The organism is Enterobacter cloacae complex sp. P40C2 (assembly GCF_014930695.1).
GTDB classification, from domain to species: Bacteria; Pseudomonadota; Gammaproteobacteria; order Enterobacterales; family Enterobacteriaceae; genus Enterobacter; species Enterobacter pasteurii.
Genome location: NZ_JADBRP010000002.1, coordinates 73,592 through 89,044, shown reverse-complemented (window position 1 = coordinate 89,044; position 15,453 = coordinate 73,592). Strand labels below are relative to the sequence as shown.

General features: G+C 55.8%; 13 protein-coding genes. 8 read left to right on the top strand and 5 right to left on the bottom strand.

Annotated features, from left to right (window positions below):
• Nucleotides 1–810 precede the first annotated feature (810 nt).
• Nucleotides 811–3,408 carry a bifunctional aconitate hydratase 2/2-methylisocitrate dehydratase gene (gene acnB, locus IM304_RS05695; protein ID WP_148420099.1) on the top strand — a complete coding sequence of 866 codons (2,598 nt, stop codon included), beginning with the start codon at nt 811–813 and terminating at the stop codon, nt 3,406–3,408.
• Nucleotides 3,409–3,591: 183 nt separating this feature from the next.
• Nucleotides 3,592–3,954: a protein YacL gene (gene yacL, locus IM304_RS05690; RefSeq protein WP_148420100.1), complete on the top strand. Its 363-nt coding sequence runs from the start codon at nt 3,592–3,594 to the stop codon at nt 3,952–3,954.
• Nucleotides 3,955–3,984: 30 nt separating this feature from the next.
• On the opposite strand, the gene speD is transcribed toward yacL, so the two are convergent.
• From speD to IM304_RS05675, 3 genes are all read right to left on the bottom strand, one after another.
• The gene (gene speD / locus IM304_RS05685; RefSeq protein WP_148420101.1) at nt 3,985–4,779 is read right to left on the bottom strand and encodes an adenosylmethionine decarboxylase; all 795 of its coding nucleotides are present in this window, start codon (nt 4,777–4,779) and stop codon (nt 3,985–3,987) included.
• Nucleotides 4,780–5,649: a polyamine aminopropyltransferase gene (gene speE, locus IM304_RS05680; protein WP_148420102.1), complete on the bottom strand. Its 870-nt coding sequence runs from the start codon at nt 5,647–5,649 to the stop codon at nt 4,780–4,782. It lies immediately after the preceding gene.
• A gap of 101 nt (nt 5,650–5,750) precedes the next feature.
• Nucleotides 5,751–6,098, bottom strand: a complete 348-nt coding sequence (locus IM304_RS05675) for a YacC family pilotin-like protein (RefSeq protein WP_148420103.1) — start codon at nt 6,096–6,098, stop codon at nt 5,751–5,753.
• A gap of 145 nt (nt 6,099–6,243) precedes the next feature.
• Here IM304_RS05675 and cueO point away from each other — a divergent pair, with 145 nt between their 5' ends.
• Nucleotides 6,244–7,803, top strand: coding sequence for a multicopper oxidase CueO (cueO, locus tag IM304_RS05670; RefSeq protein WP_193355777.1), 1,560 nt, complete (start codon nt 6,244–6,246; stop codon nt 7,801–7,803).
• A 135-nt stretch (nt 7,804–7,938) separates the two neighbouring features.
• Here cueO and IM304_RS05665 read toward each other — a convergent pair whose 3' ends face one another.
• Nucleotides 7,939–10,329, bottom strand: a complete 2,391-nt coding sequence (locus IM304_RS05665; RefSeq protein WP_193355775.1) for a glucose/quinate/shikimate family membrane-bound PQQ-dependent dehydrogenase — start codon at nt 10,327–10,329, stop codon at nt 7,939–7,941.
• Between the two features lie 206 nt (nt 10,330–10,535).
• Between IM304_RS05665 and hpt the strand changes: the two genes are divergently transcribed.
• A complete protein-coding gene (hpt, locus tag IM304_RS05660; RefSeq protein WP_148420106.1) occupies nt 10,536–11,072 on the top strand; it encodes a hypoxanthine phosphoribosyltransferase in 537 nt (178 codons plus the stop codon).
• 60 nt (nt 11,073–11,132) lie between these two features.
• Here the strand turns inward: hpt and can are convergent, their stop codons facing one another.
• A complete protein-coding gene (can, locus tag IM304_RS05655) occupies nt 11,133–11,795 on the bottom strand; it encodes a carbonate dehydratase (protein ID WP_148420107.1) in 663 nt (220 codons plus the stop codon).
• A gap of 107 nt (nt 11,796–11,902) precedes the next feature.
• Here can and IM304_RS05650 point away from each other — a divergent pair, with 107 nt between their 5' ends.
• The 4 genes from IM304_RS05650 (at nt 11,903) to IM304_RS05635 (ending at nt 15,453) form a co-directional block, all read left to right on the top strand.
• Nucleotides 11,903–12,829 carry an ABC transporter ATP-binding protein gene (locus IM304_RS05650; protein ID WP_148420108.1) on the top strand — a complete coding sequence of 309 codons (927 nt, stop codon included), beginning with the start codon at nt 11,903–11,905 and terminating at the stop codon, nt 12,827–12,829.
• Nucleotides 12,826–13,596: an ABC transporter permease gene (locus IM304_RS05645; protein ID WP_176608694.1), complete on the top strand. Its 771-nt coding sequence runs from the start codon at nt 12,826–12,828 to the stop codon at nt 13,594–13,596. The genes IM304_RS05650 and IM304_RS05645 overlap by 4 nt, the downstream gene beginning before the upstream one ends.
• A 105-nt stretch (nt 13,597–13,701) precedes the next feature.
• A complete protein-coding gene (locus tag IM304_RS05640) occupies nt 13,702–14,142 on the top strand; it encodes a PTS sugar transporter subunit IIA (RefSeq protein WP_176608693.1) in 441 nt (146 codons plus the stop codon).
• 63 nt (nt 14,143–14,205) lie between these two features.
• A complete protein-coding gene (locus tag IM304_RS05635) occupies nt 14,206–15,453 on the top strand; it encodes a polysaccharide deacetylase family protein (RefSeq protein ID WP_193355774.1) in 1,248 nt (415 codons plus the stop codon).

Below are 15,453 nucleotides of genomic sequence, written 5' to 3'. Positions count from 1 at the left end.
TGACTTTTGTTGGGGAGCTGCCGGTACGTCCGGATAAAGAGTGTGAGTATTTATTACACAATTATATGTGATAGCTGAAAAGCCGCTGGGATATCAGAAGGCCGCTCTTGCGAGCGGCCAGCAGCTAGTTGCCGAGGTTGACAACAAACAGCACCGTGATGTCGGATATGTTCCAGCCACCGTGCAGTGCCGTAAGCAGTAAACCGAGCACAACGATCAGCGCAGTGATTCGCATCTCCATTGCGTGCGTTCCTGTACAGGCTACGCGGGTTCATTCTTCACCGGGAAAGGCAGAACCTGGCAAATTGGGATTGCCGCGTAGGTTACGGAACTGCTCCCGGGCCCGGTGACTGGTTGCTACACCAGCGAAGCAGGCCGAGGAGAAGAGTAATCGACTCGGTGGTAATTCAGAAGACTAAAAATGAAGTTAAAAGTGTTTTCATTCGAAACAGGAAGACGCTACGCAAAACTGACATGATGGCTTGCAAGCCAGCGGGTTGTGATGCAAAATTCATCGCGTTGGGATTGCCGCAAATCTGCCAACCCGGTGTGCTACCACCGCAAGGCAACAAATAAACCGCTTTCAGGCGGTTTTTTTGTTGCCAAATTTCCCCTCGGCTGCCCTCTACACCATGCTTAACGATTCAGCAAATTTTTTAATGTTGCTTTTTTGTAAACAGATTAACACTGTGCAGAAATCCTGCTATGCTGCCCGACGCGGTATCGGGCATTTACCCTACAAACTGCTGTCTCACAGGAGCGTGAAGAGAACGCCCGCCGCATATGACAATGAGAGCGAGGAGAACCGTCGTGCTAGAAGAATACCGTAAGCACGTAGCAGAACGTGCCGCCGAGGGAATTGTACCCAAACCTTTAGATGCAACCCAAATGGCCGCGCTCGTCGAGCTGCTGAAGAACCCGCCCAAGGGCGAAGAAGAATTCCTGTTAGATCTGCTGATCAACCGCGTACCGCCTGGCGTAGATGAAGCTGCCTACGTAAAAGCCGGATTCCTTGCCGCCGTTGCCAAAGGCGAAGCCACCTCCCCACTGGTTACTCCTGAAAAAGCGATTGAACTGCTCGGCACCATGCAGGGCGGCTATAACATTCATCCGCTGATTGACGCGCTGGATAACGATAAGCTGGCGCCAATTGCTGCCAAAGCGCTCTCTTCAACGCTGCTGATGTTTGATAACTTCTACGATGTGGAAGAAAAAGCCAAAGCGGGCAACGTTTACGCGAAGCAGGTGATGCAGTCATGGGCTGATGCCGAATGGTTCCTGAACCGTCCAGCGCTGGCTGAAAAAATCACCGTTACCGTCTTTAAGGTGACCGGTGAAACCAACACCGATGACCTCTCTCCGGCACCGGACGCGTGGTCTCGCCCGGATATCCCGCTGCACGCCCTGGCGATGCTGAAAAACGCCCGTGAAGGTATCGAGCCGGATCAGCCAGGCGTAGTCGGCCCGATCAAACAGATCGAAGCCCTGCAACAGAAAGGTTTCCCGCTGGCTTACGTCGGCGACGTTGTGGGTACCGGATCTTCCCGTAAATCCGCGACCAACTCCGTGCTGTGGTTTATGGGCGATGATATTCCGCACGTGCCGAACAAGCGCGGCGGCGGCCTGTGCCTCGGCGGTAAAATCGCTCCGATCTTCTTTAACACTATGGAAGATGCGGGCGCGCTGCCGATTGAAGTGGACGTGAGCAACCTGAACATGGGCGACGTGATTGACGTTTACCCGTTCAAGGGCGAAGTGCGTAACCACGAAACCAACGAACTGCTGGCAAGCTTCGAGCTGAAAACTGACGTGCTGATCGACGAAGTGCGCGCCGGTGGCCGTATCCCGCTGATCATCGGTCGTGGCCTGACCACCAAAGCGCGCGAAGCGCTGGGTCTGCCGCACTCGGACGTTTTCCGTCAGGCGAAAGACGTGGCGGAAAGCAATCGCGGCTTCTCGCTGGCGCAGAAAATGGTTGGCCGCGCGTGTGGCGTAGCGGGCATCCGTCCTGGCGCATACTGTGAGCCGAAGATGACCTCCGTCGGTTCTCAGGACACCACCGGGCCGATGACCCGTGACGAGCTGAAAGACCTCGCGTGCCTGGGCTTCTCTTCTGACCTGGTGATGCAGTCCTTCTGCCACACGGCGGCGTATCCGAAGCCGGTTGACGTGACCACGCACCACACGCTGCCGGACTTCATCATGAACCGCGGCGGCGTGTCGCTGCGTCCGGGCGATGGCGTGATCCACTCCTGGCTGAACCGCATGCTGCTGCCGGATACCGTGGGCACCGGCGGTGACTCCCATACCCGTTTCCCGATTGGTATCTCCTTCCCGGCGGGCTCCGGCCTGGTGGCGTTTGCCGCGGCGACCGGCGTGATGCCTCTCGACATGCCAGAGTCCGTGCTGGTGCGCTTTAAGGGCAAAATGCAGCCGGGCATCACGCTGCGTGACCTGGTTCATGCGATCCCGCTGTATGCCATCAAACAGGGTCTGCTGACCGTTGAGAAGAAGGGTAAGAAAAACATCTTCTCTGGCCGGATCCTGGAAATTGAAGGGCTGCCGGATCTGAAGGTAGAGCAGGCGTTTGAGCTGACCGATGCCTCCGCTGAGCGTTCTGCGGCAGGCTGCACCATCAAGCTGAACAAAGAGCCGATTATTGAGTACCTGACCTCCAACATCGTGCTGCTGAAGTGGATGATTGCAGAAGGCTATGGCGACCGCCGTACGCTGGAGCGTCGTATTCAGGGCATGGAGAAATGGCTGGCGGATCCGCAGCTGCTGGAAGCCGACGCTGACGCGGAGTACGCGGCGGTGATCGACATCGATCTGGCGGATATCAAAGAGCCAATCCTGTGTGCGCCAAACGATCCTGACGATGCGCGTCTGCTCTCTGACGTGCAGGGCGACAAGATCGACGAAGTGTTCATCGGCTCCTGTATGACCAACATCGGCCACTTCCGCGCCGCGGGTAAACTGCTGGATACCCATAAAGGCCAGCTGCCGACCCGCCTGTGGGTGGCGCCGCCAACCCGTATGGACGCGGCGCAGCTGACCGAAGAAGGCTACTACAGCGTGTTCGGTAAGAGCGGGGCGCGTATCGAAATCCCTGGCTGTTCCCTGTGTATGGGCAACCAGGCGCGCGTGGCCGACGGTGCGACGGTGGTCTCTACCTCTACCCGTAACTTCCCGAACCGTTTGGGTACCGGCGCGAACGTCTACCTGGCCTCTGCGGAGCTGGCGGCGGTTGCGGCGCTGATTGGCAAACTGCCAACGCCGGAAGAGTACCAGACCTTTGTGGCGCAGGTGGATAAGACGGCGGTGGATACCTATCGCTATCTGAACTTCGATCAGCTCTCTCAGTACACCGAGAAGGCTGACGGGGTGATCTTCCAGACCGCGGTATAAAAACCACCCCCTCACCCCTAACCCCTCTCCCCAAAGGGGCGAGGGGGACTTTATTCCCTCTCCCTTTGGGAGAGGGCCAGGGTGAGGGGTATTTTTTTTATTTTCATTCCTCCCACCTCTCCCGCTTTTTTTCTTCCTCTCTGCTGCGATAATTACCCTAATGGCTTTGCAGAGGAAAACGCTATGGATTACGAATTTTTGCGTGATATCACCGGAGTGGTGAAAGTGCGTATGTCGATGGGGCACGAAGCCGTTGGACACTGGTTTAACGAAGAGGTGAAAGAGAACCTCGCGCTGCTGGATGAAGTCGAACAGGCGGCGAGTACGGTAAAAGGCAGTGAGCGCTCCTGGCAACGCGCCGGGCACGAATACACCCTGTGGATGGATGGCGAAGAGGTGATGGTGCGCGCCAACCAGCTGGAGTTTTCGGGTGATGAGATGGAAGAGGGGATGAGCTACTACGATGAAGAGAGCCTGTCGCTGTGCGGCGTGGAGGACTTCCTGAAAGTGGTAAATGCCTACCGTGAATTCATGAAGCAGAAGTAACTCCCGAAGCGTCCCTGCTTCGGGCAACGTTTACACGGTCGGAATATTGCGGCCGTAGTAGATCTCGCGCATCTCTTTCCAGAGCAGGTCGGTAATGACCTTTCGCTCTTCTTCGCTTAAATCTTCTGGCTTCGTGTGGAACATGTAGTGCTTAAGGTCAAATTCCTTAAGCAGCATCTTGGTGTGGAAGATGTTCTCCTGGTACACGTTCACGTCCATCATGTCGTACAGCGACTTTATGTCCTCGGACATAAAGTTCTGGATGGAGTTGATCTCGTGATCGATGAAATGCTTCATGCCGTTGATATCACGGGTAAAGCCGCGCACCCGATAATCAATGGTGACGATGTCCGACTCCAGCTGGTGGATGAGGTAGTTCAGCGCATTCAGCGGTGAAATCACCCCGCAGGTCGACACTTCTATATCCGCGCGGAAGGTACACAGACCGCCTTCCGGGTGGCTTTCCGGGTAGGTATGAACGCAGATATGGCTTTTATCAAGGTGGGCGACAACCACTTCCGGCAGCGGGCCGGGGTGCTCGGTTTTATCAATAAGCTTTGGGTCAACCGGCTCCTCGCTCACCAGAATGGTGACGCTCGCCCCCTGGGGCTCGTAATCCTGACGCGCAATGTTCAGGATATTCGCGCCGATAATCGAGCAGGTCTCTGACAGGATCTCGGTCAGACGGTTGGCGTTGTAGAGTTCATCGATATAGGCGATATAACCATCGCGCTCTTCTGCCGTTTTGGCGTAGCAGATATCGTAAATACAAAAACTCAGGCTTTTGGTCAGATTATTAAAGCCATGCAGTTTAAGCTTTTTCAATTAGTTCACCTCCTTTGAGGACAGCGCGTCTTGCAGATATTGTGGCAACGCAAAGGCTGCGGTGTGGATGGCCGGATTGTAGTATCGGCACGTCAGTGCGGCCTGGTGGAAGCGGGCCTGAACGATCTCGGTTGAGAGATGGCGCAATACGTCGTTATCCGTCGCCCAGGCAAAGGTCATGATCCCGCCGTAGTAGGTGGGGATCGCCGCCTGGTAGAAGCTGACGTCGCTAAAATAGGTGCTCAGCTTACGGTGGCTATCAAGCGCTTCGTCCTGCTGCAGGAAGCACACCCCGTTTTGCGCCACGAAAATGCCGCCCGGCTTCAGGCAGCGCTTGCAGCCTTCGTAAAACGAGGAGGTAAACAGCGACGCGCCCGGGCCGATAGGGTCGGTACAGTCAGAGATAATCACATCAAACGTTTGCGTGGTCTGGTTAACGAAATTAACGCCGTCGTCGATAACCAGGTTAAAGCGCGGATCGTCATAGCTGCCGGCATTGTGGTTTGGCAGGTACTGGCGGCAGAACGACACCACGCCCGCATCGATTTCCACCATGGTGATGGTTTCAACATTCTTATGGCGGGACACTTCACGCAGCATTGCGCCATCGCCGCCGCCGATAATCAGCACGTGCTTCGCGTGGCCGTGGGCCAGCAGCGGGACGTGGGTCATCATTTCGTGATAGATAAACTCGTCGCGCTCGGTGGTTTGCACCACGCCGTCCAGCGCCATCACGCGGCCAAAGGCGGCGTTTTCGAAGATTATCAGATCCTGATGATCGGTTTTCTCATGATAGAGCACGTTATCCACGGCAAAATACTGACCAAACTGGTCATGCAGCGTTTCTTGCCATACCGTTTTATCGGTCATGGGGAGCACCTCCTTCGTTAACATCCATTACTTCCGGCAGATGGGCGCAACACAAAACCGCCGTGAAGCGGTTAGCGGGTCAACAGGGGGCGTCGGGAAGGTTACTTCACGTAGGCGAGCAGGCTGAGCGAATCGCGAGCCAGCGCTTTGCATTTTTTAGCAGTGGGAATGCCAATACCGCTTAAATCGCGATAGCTGTCTTCACCGAGCGCCTTCATGTCGAAGCTGTCGTAGTTGCTGAGGTCCCATTGGTTCTGCTGGGCAAAAAAGACCAGTGCGCGACGAATTTGCCCATTGGGTAAATTCTGGTAACCACAATCGTTTTTCAGAAAAACAAAAACTGCCGTCAGATCGGCCATATCCTCCGCTTCGTTTTCACTTAGCGCATAGCTGTTCGCACACATCGCCATCAGGCTGGCGAACATAATTGTTCTGAAAAACGTCTTCATTGCCTTTACCACTGCATCACGGAAAATTAACGTTAGCATACTTGATGCCAGGCCGACGATCTTTATTATTGCCGCCGTGCTTGACCTTCCGGTAAGGGGAGGGTTTATGCTCAAAAGATCGCCTGCTGGAAATAAGGAAATGCACATGCAACGTCGTGATTTTTTGAAATATTCTGCCGCGCTGGGGGTTGCCAGCGCATTACCTCTCTGGAGTCGCGCTGTTTTTGCCGCGGACAGACCCGCTTTACCCATCCCTGAATTACTCACCGCAGATGCCCGCAGCCGCATCCAGCTTGTGGTGCAGTCCGGTAAAACCACGTTCGGCAAGCATGCCGCGACGACGTGGGGCTATAACGGCAATCTGCTCGGCCCGGCGTTGCAGTTACGCAAAGGGAAGGCGGTGACGGTAGACATCCATAACACGCTGGGTGAAGAGACCACGCTGCACTGGCACGGGCTGGAAGTCCCGGGCGAAGTGGACGGTGGACCCCAGGGCGTAATCAAGGCCGGAGGGCATCGCAGCGTTACCTTTACCCCGCAACAGCGCGCGGCGACCTGCTGGTTCCACCCGCACCAGCATGGCAAGACGGGCCATCAGGTGGCGATGGGGCTGGCCGGGCTGGTGCTGATTGAGGACGACGAGAGTCGCCTGCTGCGCCTGCCAAAACAGTGGGGCATCGACGATGTGCCGGTGATTGTGCAGGACAAAAAGTTCAGCGCTGACGGGCAAATTGACTATCAGCTGGACGTGATGAGCGCGGCGGTGGGCTGGTTTGGCGATACGCTGCTGACCAACGGAGCGATTTACCCGCAGCATGCCGCCCCGAAAGGCTGGCTGCGATTACGCCTGCTTAACGGCTGTAACGCCCGCTCGCTGAACTTCGCCACCAGCGATAAACGTCCGCTTTACGTAGTGGCAAGCGACGGCGGCCTGCTGCCGGAGCCGGTGAAGGTGAGCGAGCTGCCGATGCTAATGGGCGAGCGCTTCGAGGTGCTGGTGGATATCAGCGATGGCAAAGCGTTTGACCTTGTGACGCTGCCGGTCAGCCAGATGGGGATGGCCGTTGCGCCGTTCGATAAGCCGCATCCGGTGTTGCACATTCAGCCTCTGCAGATTACTGCCTCTGGCACGCTGCCGGATAGCTTAACCACCCTGCCAGCACTCCCTTCGCTTGACGGGCTTACGCAGCGCAAGCTTCAGCTCTCCATGGATCCGATGCTCGACATGATGGGCATGCAGGCGCTGATGAAAAAGTATGGCAATCAGGCCATGGCCGGAATGCACCATGGTCAGATGATGGGCCATATGAACATGGATCACGGCAGGATGGGCGGCATGGATCACGGCGGTCACGGGTTTGATTTTCACAACGCCAATATGATCAACGGCAAAGCGTTCGATATGAACACGCCGATGTTCGCCGCCGCGAAGGGGCAGTTCGAGCGCTGGGTGATTTCAGGCGAAGGCGACATGATGCTGCACCCGTTCCATATCCACGGCACGCAGTTCCGCATTCTTAATGAAAACGGTAAAGCGCCGGACGCGCATCGCGCGGGCTGGAAAGATACGGTGAGAGTGGAGGGCGGCGTCAGCGAGGTACTGGTGAAGTTTGACCACGAGGCGCCGAAGGAGTTTGCCTATATGGCGCACTGCCATCTGCTGGAGCATGAGGATACGGGGATGATGCTTGGGTTCACTGTTTAAAACAGTGCGGCCTGATGCCCTCACCCTGACCCTCTCCCAAAGGGAGAGGGAACAGACACAAAAACGGCAACCGAAGTTGCCGTTTTGCATATTTCTGTAGGCCGGGTAAGGCGTAGCCGCCACCCGGCTTTTCAGTTACTTGTTTTCGTCAGGCAACGCATACGCGACAATATAGTCGCCCATCTTCGTGCCAAACGAACCGTGACCGCCCGCAGAGATGACGACGTACTGCTTGCCGTTCACTTCATAGGTCATCGGCGTTGCCTGTCCACCGGCTGGCAGACGGCCTTGCCACAGCTTCTCACCGTTGGTCATGTTGTACGCGCGCAGGTAGTTATCTGCGGTTGCCGCGATGAACAGCACGTTACCGGCGGTGGAGATAGGGCCACCCAGCATTGGCATACCCATGTTGAACGGCACCGGAACCGGCATCGGGAACGGCATGCTGTCCTGTGGCGTACCAATACGTTTCTTCCAGACAATCTTGTTGGTCTTCAGATCCAGACCGGAGATGTAACCCCAGGCAGGCTGTTTACACGGCAGACCGAACGGAGAGAGGAACGGGTTCAGGGTCACGCCAAACGGTACGCCATACTGCGGCTGGATACCGGCTTCGGTACCGCTGCCTTTCGCGTCCTTCGGCTGCTCCATTGGGTTACCCGGACCGCGTGGGATCAGGCGGGATACGAACGGCAGCGCCATTGGGTTAGCGATAGCGACCTGACGGTTAGGGTCAACGGAGATCCCACCCCACTCGAACATCCCCAGGTTACCCGGGAAGACCAGCGTCCCCTGCTCTGAAGGCGGGGTGAAAATCCCTTCGTAGCGCAGCTGGTGGAACATCACGCGGCATACCAGCTGGTCAAACATGGTGGCACCCCACATGTCTGCACCGCTGAGGTCTTTTTCCGGACGGAAGCTCAGGTCAGAGAACGGCTGCGTTTTGGTGACGTAGTCGCCTTTGGCGGCACCCTGCGGAACCGGTTTTTCCGGCGCAGGCACAACCAGCTTACCGTTGCTGCGATCCAGCACGAAGATGTTGCCGGTTTTCGCCGGGGCATAAATTACCGGTACGGTTTTGCCGTTCACGGTAATGTCCGCCAGCGTCGGCTGGGACGGCATATCCATATCCCACAGATCGTGGTGAACGGTCTGGTAGCTCCATGCCAGCTTACCGGTGGTTGCGTTCAGCGCCACGATGGAGCTGGCGTAACGTTCCTGCTCCGGCGTACGGTTACCGCCCCAGATATCCGGCGTGGTCACACCCATCGGCAGGTAAACCAGATCCAGCTTCGCGTCATACGCGGCCGGTGCCCACGAGTTCGGTGAGTTGAAGGTAAAGGTGTGTTCATCAGACGGGATCGCGTTTGGATCTTTCGCGCCCGGGTCGAAGGCCCACAGCAGCTTACCGGTGTTCACGTCAAAACCGCGGATAACGCCAGAGGTTTCACGGGTAGAGAAGTTATCGGTTACCGAACCGGCAATCACGATGGTTTTATCGGTGATGATCGGCGGGGAGGTTGGTTCATACAGACCCGGCGTGGTGTCCGGCATGTTGGTCTGCAGGTTCAGGATACCTTTATTCGCGAAGGTCTCGCACAGCTTGCCGGTTTCAGCGTTAATCGCAAACAGGCGGCCATCGTTCACCGGCAGCATAATGCGGCGAGGGCAGTCGGCGATGACTTCCGGGCTGGCATTGTCAGCGCGCGCTTCGTGGTAAGAAACGCCGCGGCAGGTGATGTGCTGGAACGACGGATTGGAGTTCAGCTGCGGATCGAAGTGCCATTTCTCTTTACCGGTGGCCGCGTCGAGCGCGAACAGACGCTGGTGCGCCGTACACAGGTAGAGCATGTTGCCCACTTTAATCGGGGTGACTTCGTTGGTCAGCTCACCCGGATCGTTCGGCATCTTCAGGTCGCCGGTGCGGAATACCCAGGCTTCCTTCAGGTTTTTCACGTTGTCCGCGTTGATCTGCTTCAGCGGAGAGTAACGCTGACCTTCCTGATTACGACCATAGGCTGGCCAGTCGCCGTCGGCCACCTGCGAGATAGCCGCAGCAGGCGTGGATTCCGTGTTCAGCGTACCGTGAATTTCCTGCGGATCGTTGAACCCGGCCCAGGTCAAAATGCCGCCGCTGATCAGCAGGGCAACGACCAGGCCGGCCACGGCGCCGCTGGACGGAACGATCAGGCGACGCCAGACAAACGGCAGGATCAGCCAGATACCAAAGAAGACCAGAATGTCGCTGCGCGGCGTGAGTGCCCAGAAATCGAACCCGACCTCCCAGACGCCCCAGATCATGGTCGCGAGCAGCAGTGCCGCGTAAAGCCACAGGGCAGATTGTTTTCTGCGCAAGAGCAGAACGGTTACGCCAACCATAACCAGACCCGCAATCGGGTAGTACCAGGAGCCGCCAATAGCGACCAGCCAGACGCCACCGATTAACAAATACAGCGCGCAGAATGCGGCAAACGCGGCTGTTAATGTCACCAGTAAACGCGGCTGCTTAGTTTTTGTTTCAGCCATAGAAAAATACTCGTCAGTTTTGTTAATTATTTGCTAGCAATTAATTATAGGTATTAACAAGTGTGATCGGAATCACAATATTTGCTTTTTATAACTCATACGCCAGGCTTAGCCATTTGCTGATATAATGGCTGGCTTGCGTTTCGATGCCGGAATAGTAGTCACCAGCATTGAGAGATTTTCATTAAAATCATGTGGTTAGTAATATGAAACATACTGTTGAAGTGATGATCCCGGAAGCCGAGATCAAAGCGCGTATCGCCGAACTGGGTCGTCAAATCACCGAACATTACAAGGACAGCGGCAGCGAAATGGTGCTGGTGGGTCTGTTGCGTGGCTCCTTCATGTTCATGGCAGACCTGTGCCGTGAAGTGCAGGTGTCGCACGAAGTCGATTTTATGACCGCCTCCAGCTACGGCAGCGGCATGTCCACAACCCGTGATGTGAAAATCCTGAAAGATCTGGATGAAGATATTCGTGGCAAAGACGTGTTAATCGTTGAAGACATCATCGACTCCGGCAACACGCTCTCTAAGGTACGCGAGATCCTGAGCCTGCGTGGGCCAAAATCCCTGGCGATTTGCACGCTGCTGGACAAACCTGAGCGTCGTGAAGTGCAGGTGCCGGTGGAGTTCGTCGGGTTTTCTATCCCGGATGAATTTGTGGTGGGCTACGGCATTGATTACGCTCAGCGTTATCGCCATCTGCCATACGTTGGGAAGGTTGTGATTCTGGACGAGTAGTGCGGTCTGATGTCCTTAGTCTGGCCCTCTCCCTGTGGGAGAGGGAGAAAACCTACTGCTTTACTTATGGTTAACGTGCTTGAGCTTGAGGTTAGCAATCCCTGAACGGTAACGCTGCTCCAGGGTTTCGCGGTTGGTCGCGGTCACTTCCAGATTGCGCAGCAGGCCATCATGAATACCGTACGCCCACCCGTGAATTGAGACCTTTTGCCCGCGTTTCCATGCCGACTGCATAATGGTAGAGTGGCCCAGGTTATAGACCTGTTCCATCACGTTCAGCTCGCACAGGGTGTCGAGACGACGCTCCTGCGGCATTTCACCCAGCAGTGAGCTATGTTTGAACCAGATATCGCGGATGTGCAGCAGCCAGTTATCAATCAGCCCCAGCTCCTGGTTCTCAATGGCCGACTGTACGCCGCCGCAGCCGTAATGGCCGCAAATAATGATGTGCTCGACCTCCAGAACGTCCACGGCATACTGAACGACCGAAAGGCAGTTAAGATCGGTATGGATCACCAGGTTAGCAACATTACGGTGAACAAACAGTTCGCCGGGTTCAAGACCGGTCAGACGTTCGGCGGGGACGCGGCTGTCGGAACATCCAATCCAGAGAAAGCGCGGGTTCTGCGCTTGTGCTAGTTTTCCAAAAAATCCGGGGTCTTCCTCCACCAGCATTTTTGACCATAGTGCATTGTTGCTGATGAGTGTATCTATGTCGTTCATGGAGGTTAGCGACCTGTAACCAAGTGATTGCGTTGCGCTACTATAGGGTAACCCGACTTTTAATGAAACCACACAACGTGTGTCAGAACTTAAGGTAAGTTGAATTCATGGCGATTGCACTGGAGCTTGAACAGCTCAAAAAAACCTATCCCGGCGGCGTTCAGGCGCTACGCGGGATAGATCTCAAAGTCGAGGCGGGCGATTTCTACGCCCTTCTGGGGCCGAACGGGGCGGGGAAATCCACCACTATCGGGATTATCAGCTCTCTGGTGAACAAAACCTCCGGCCGCGTCAGCGTATTTGGCTACGATCTGCAAAAAGATGTGGTCAACGCCAAGCGTCAGCTGGGGCTGGTGCCGCAGGAGTTCAACTTCAACCCGTTTGAAACGGTGCAGCAGATTGTTGTTAACCAGGCGGGGTACTACGGCGTTGAGCGTAAAGAGGCTCTTGAGCGTAGCGAAAAATACCTCAGGCAGCTCGACCTGTGGGAGAAGCGTAACGAGCGTGCGCGGATGCTGTCCGGCGGCATGAAGCGCCGCCTGATGATTGCCCGCGCGCTGATGCATGAACCGAAGCTGCTTATTCTCGATGAACCAACCGCAGGCGTGGATATTGAACTGCGTCGTTCCATGTGGGGATTCCTGAAGGATCTGAACGATAAGGGCACCACCATCATTCTGACCACGCACTATCTTGAAGAGGCGGAAATGCTGTGCCGCAACATCGGCATCATTCAGCACGGCGAGCTGGTGGAAAACACCTCGATGAAGAATCTGCTCTCCAAGCTGAAGTCAGAGACCTTTATCCTCGATCTGGCGGCGAAAAGCGCGCTGCCGAAGCTTGAGGGCTACAACTATCGCCTGGTGGATACCTCGACGCTGGAAGTGGAAGTGCTGCGCGAGCAGGGCATCAACAGCGTGTTCTCACAGCTGAGCGCGCAGGGTATTCAGGTGTTAAGCATGCGTAACAAAGCAAACCGACTGGAAGAGCTGTTTGTCTCTCTGGTGCACGACAAACAAGGAGACAAGGCATGACGCATCTTTACTGGGTCGCGCTGAAAAGCATCTGGGCGAAAGAGATCAACCGCTTTATGCGCATCTGGGTGCAAACCCTGGTACCGCCGGTTATCACCATGACCCTTTACTTCATCATTTTCGGTAATCTGATTGGTTCCCGCATTGGTGAGATGCACGGCTTTACCTATATGCAGTTTATCGTGCCGGGCCTGATCATGATGGCGGTGATCACCAATGCTTACGCAAACGTTGCGTCGTCGTTCTTTAGCGCCAAGTTCCAGCGCAACATTGAAGAGCTGCTGGTGGCGCCGGTGCCAACGCATGTGATCATCGCCGGTTACGTCGGCGGCGGCGTGGCGCGCGGCCTGTGCGTAGGGATCCTGGTGACGGCCATTTCGCTGTTCTTCGTCCCGTTTCAGGTTCATTCGTGGCTGTTCGTCGCGCTGACGCTGCTGCTGACCGCAATCCTGTTCTCGCTGGCCGGACTGCTGAACGCGGTGTTCGCCAAAACGTTTGACGATATCAGCCTGATCCCGACCTTCGTGCTGACGCCGCTGACCTATCTTGGCGGGGTGTTCTACTCCCTGACGCTGCTGCCGCCGTTCTGGCAGGCGCTGTCGCACCTGAACCCGATTGTCTACATGATCAGCGGTTTCCGCTTTGGTTTCCTCGGTATCACTGATGTGCCGCTGTTTACTACCGTAATGGTGCTGGTGGTCTTTATCGTGGCGTTCTATCTGCTGTGTTGGTATCTGATTCAGCGCGGGCGCGGTCTGCGCAGCTAATCCTCAGCCCGGCAACGTTCCGTTTGCCGGGCACTTTCTTTGACAGTTATCACCGTAAACTAACCTTCACTCGGCTAAACTACTTGCCTGCTAAGGAGAGACGTTATGCTGGGATGGGTTATCACCTGCCACGATGAACAGGCACAGGTTATGCTGGATAAGCTGGAAGCCAGATTTGGCCCCCTGGCGCAGTGTCGTGCGGTCAATTACTGGCGCGGATTAAGCACCAACATGCTTAGCCGCATGATGTGCGACGCGCTGCATGAAACCGACTCCGGCGATGGCGTGATTTTTCTCACCGACAGGTCCGGCGCGGCGCCTTACCGCGCGGCCGCCCTGATGAGCCACAAGCACGACAGCTGTGAAGTGATCTCCGGTATCAGCCTGCCTTTGCTCGAAGCCATGTACCCGCTTCGCGCATCATTAAGCAGTGCCGAGTTTCGTCACGCCATTGTGGCGCAGGGGGCGCCGGGGGTTAGCAGCCTGTGGCACCAGCAGCAGAAGAACCCGCCTTTCGTTCTGCTTCACGATCTGTATAAGCATTAAACATTGGTATTGATGCCGCTTTTGCTACAATAGCGACTGATTTTCCGTGTCGATTTATATCCCATGCTCAAGCGCGTTATCTTTATCCTGTTGCTGCTGGTTTCCGGTGGGGCATCTGCCAGCCTGACAGCGCAGCAGGGGCTTCCTTCCCAATATATGCAAACCACTGAGGATGCGGCCATCTGGGCGCAGGTGGGCAACGCCGTGGTGAACGTGGGCAATGTCCGTGCCGGGCAGATCCTCGCCGTTTTTCCGGCGGCGGCTGACTACTACGAGTTTCGTTTTGGATTCGGTACCGGGTTTATTGATAAAGACCACCTGGAGAAAGTGCAGGGTAAGCAGCGCGTGGAGGACAGCCTGGGCGATCTGAACAAGCCGCTCAGCAACCAAAACCTCATCACATGGAAAGACACGCCCGTCTACAACGCCCCCAGCAGCGGAAGTGCGCCGTTTGGCACCCTTAGCGCCAACCTGCGTTATCCCATCCTGAATAAGCTTAAAGACCGCCTGAATCAGACCTGGTATCAGATCCGCATTGGTAATCGTCTGGCGTGGATAAGCAGCCTGGACGCGCAGGAGGACAACGGTCTGCCGGTTCTGACCTACCACCATATTTTGCGTGATGAAGAGAACACGCGCTTTCGACACACGTCAACCACCACCAGCGTGCGCGCGTTCAATAACCAGATGGCCTGGCTGCGTGACCAGGGATATACCACCCTGACGATGTATCAGCTGGAAGGGTACGTGCGTAACAAACTGAACCTGCCTGCCAAATCGGTGGCGATCACCTTTGATGACGGGCTGAAATCAGTGAGCCGCTACGCTTACCCTGTTCTGAAAGAGTACGGTTTCAACGCCACGGCGTTTATTATCTCATCCCGCATTAAGAGACATCCGCAGAAATGGGATCCTAAATCGCTACAGTTTATGAGCATTCAGGAGCTTAAGGGCATCCAGGACGTGTTTGATATTCAGTCCCATACGCACTTCCTGCACCGGGTGGACGGGTATAAACATCCGATTTTACTGAGCCGCAGCTATCACGTGGTTTTGTTTGATTTTGAACGCTCGCGCCGGGCGCTGGCGCAGTTTAACCCGCGCGTGCTGTATCTCTCTTACCCGTTTGGCGGCTACGACAATAAAGCGATAAAGGCCGCGAATGACGCCGGTTTTCATCTGGCGGTGACAACGATGAAGGGGAAGGTAAAGCCGGGGGATAATCCGTTCTTGCTGAAGCGCCTGTATATCTTAAGAACGGATTCGCTGGAGACCATGTCGCGGCTGATCAGCAACCAGCCGCAGGGTTAA

Excerpts from the sequence above, each read along its gene's own strand:
- cueO (WP_193355777.1), top strand. The coding sequence starts at position 6,244 with ATGCAACGTCGTGATTTTTTGAAATATTCTGCCGCGCTGGGGGTTGCC.
- IM304_RS05640 (WP_176608693.1), top strand. The coding sequence starts at position 13,702 with ATGCTGGGATGGGTTATCACCTGCCACGATGAACAGGCACAGGTTATG.
- can (WP_148420107.1), bottom strand. The coding sequence starts at position 11,795 with ATGAACGACATAGATACACTCATCAGCAACAATGCACTATGGTCAAAA.
- IM304_RS05665 (WP_193355775.1), bottom strand. The coding sequence starts at position 10,329 with ATGGCTGAAACAAAAACTAAGCAGCCGCGTTTACTGGTGACATTAACA.
- hpt (WP_148420106.1), top strand. The coding sequence starts at position 10,536 with ATGAAACATACTGTTGAAGTGATGATCCCGGAAGCCGAGATCAAAGCG.
- speE (WP_148420102.1), bottom strand. The coding sequence starts at position 5,649 with ATGACCGATAAAACGGTATGGCAAGAAACGCTGCATGACCAGTTTGGT.
- IM304_RS05635 (WP_193355774.1), top strand. The coding sequence starts at position 14,206 with ATGCTCAAGCGCGTTATCTTTATCCTGTTGCTGCTGGTTTCCGGTGGG.
- IM304_RS05675 (WP_148420103.1), bottom strand. The coding sequence starts at position 6,098 with ATGAAGACGTTTTTCAGAACAATTATGTTCGCCAGCCTGATGGCGATG.
- yacL (WP_148420100.1), top strand. The coding sequence starts at position 3,592 with ATGGATTACGAATTTTTGCGTGATATCACCGGAGTGGTGAAAGTGCGT.
- IM304_RS05650 (WP_148420108.1), top strand. The coding sequence starts at position 11,903 with ATGGCGATTGCACTGGAGCTTGAACAGCTCAAAAAAACCTATCCCGGC.
- IM304_RS05645 (WP_176608694.1), top strand. The coding sequence starts at position 12,826 with ATGACGCATCTTTACTGGGTCGCGCTGAAAAGCATCTGGGCGAAAGAG.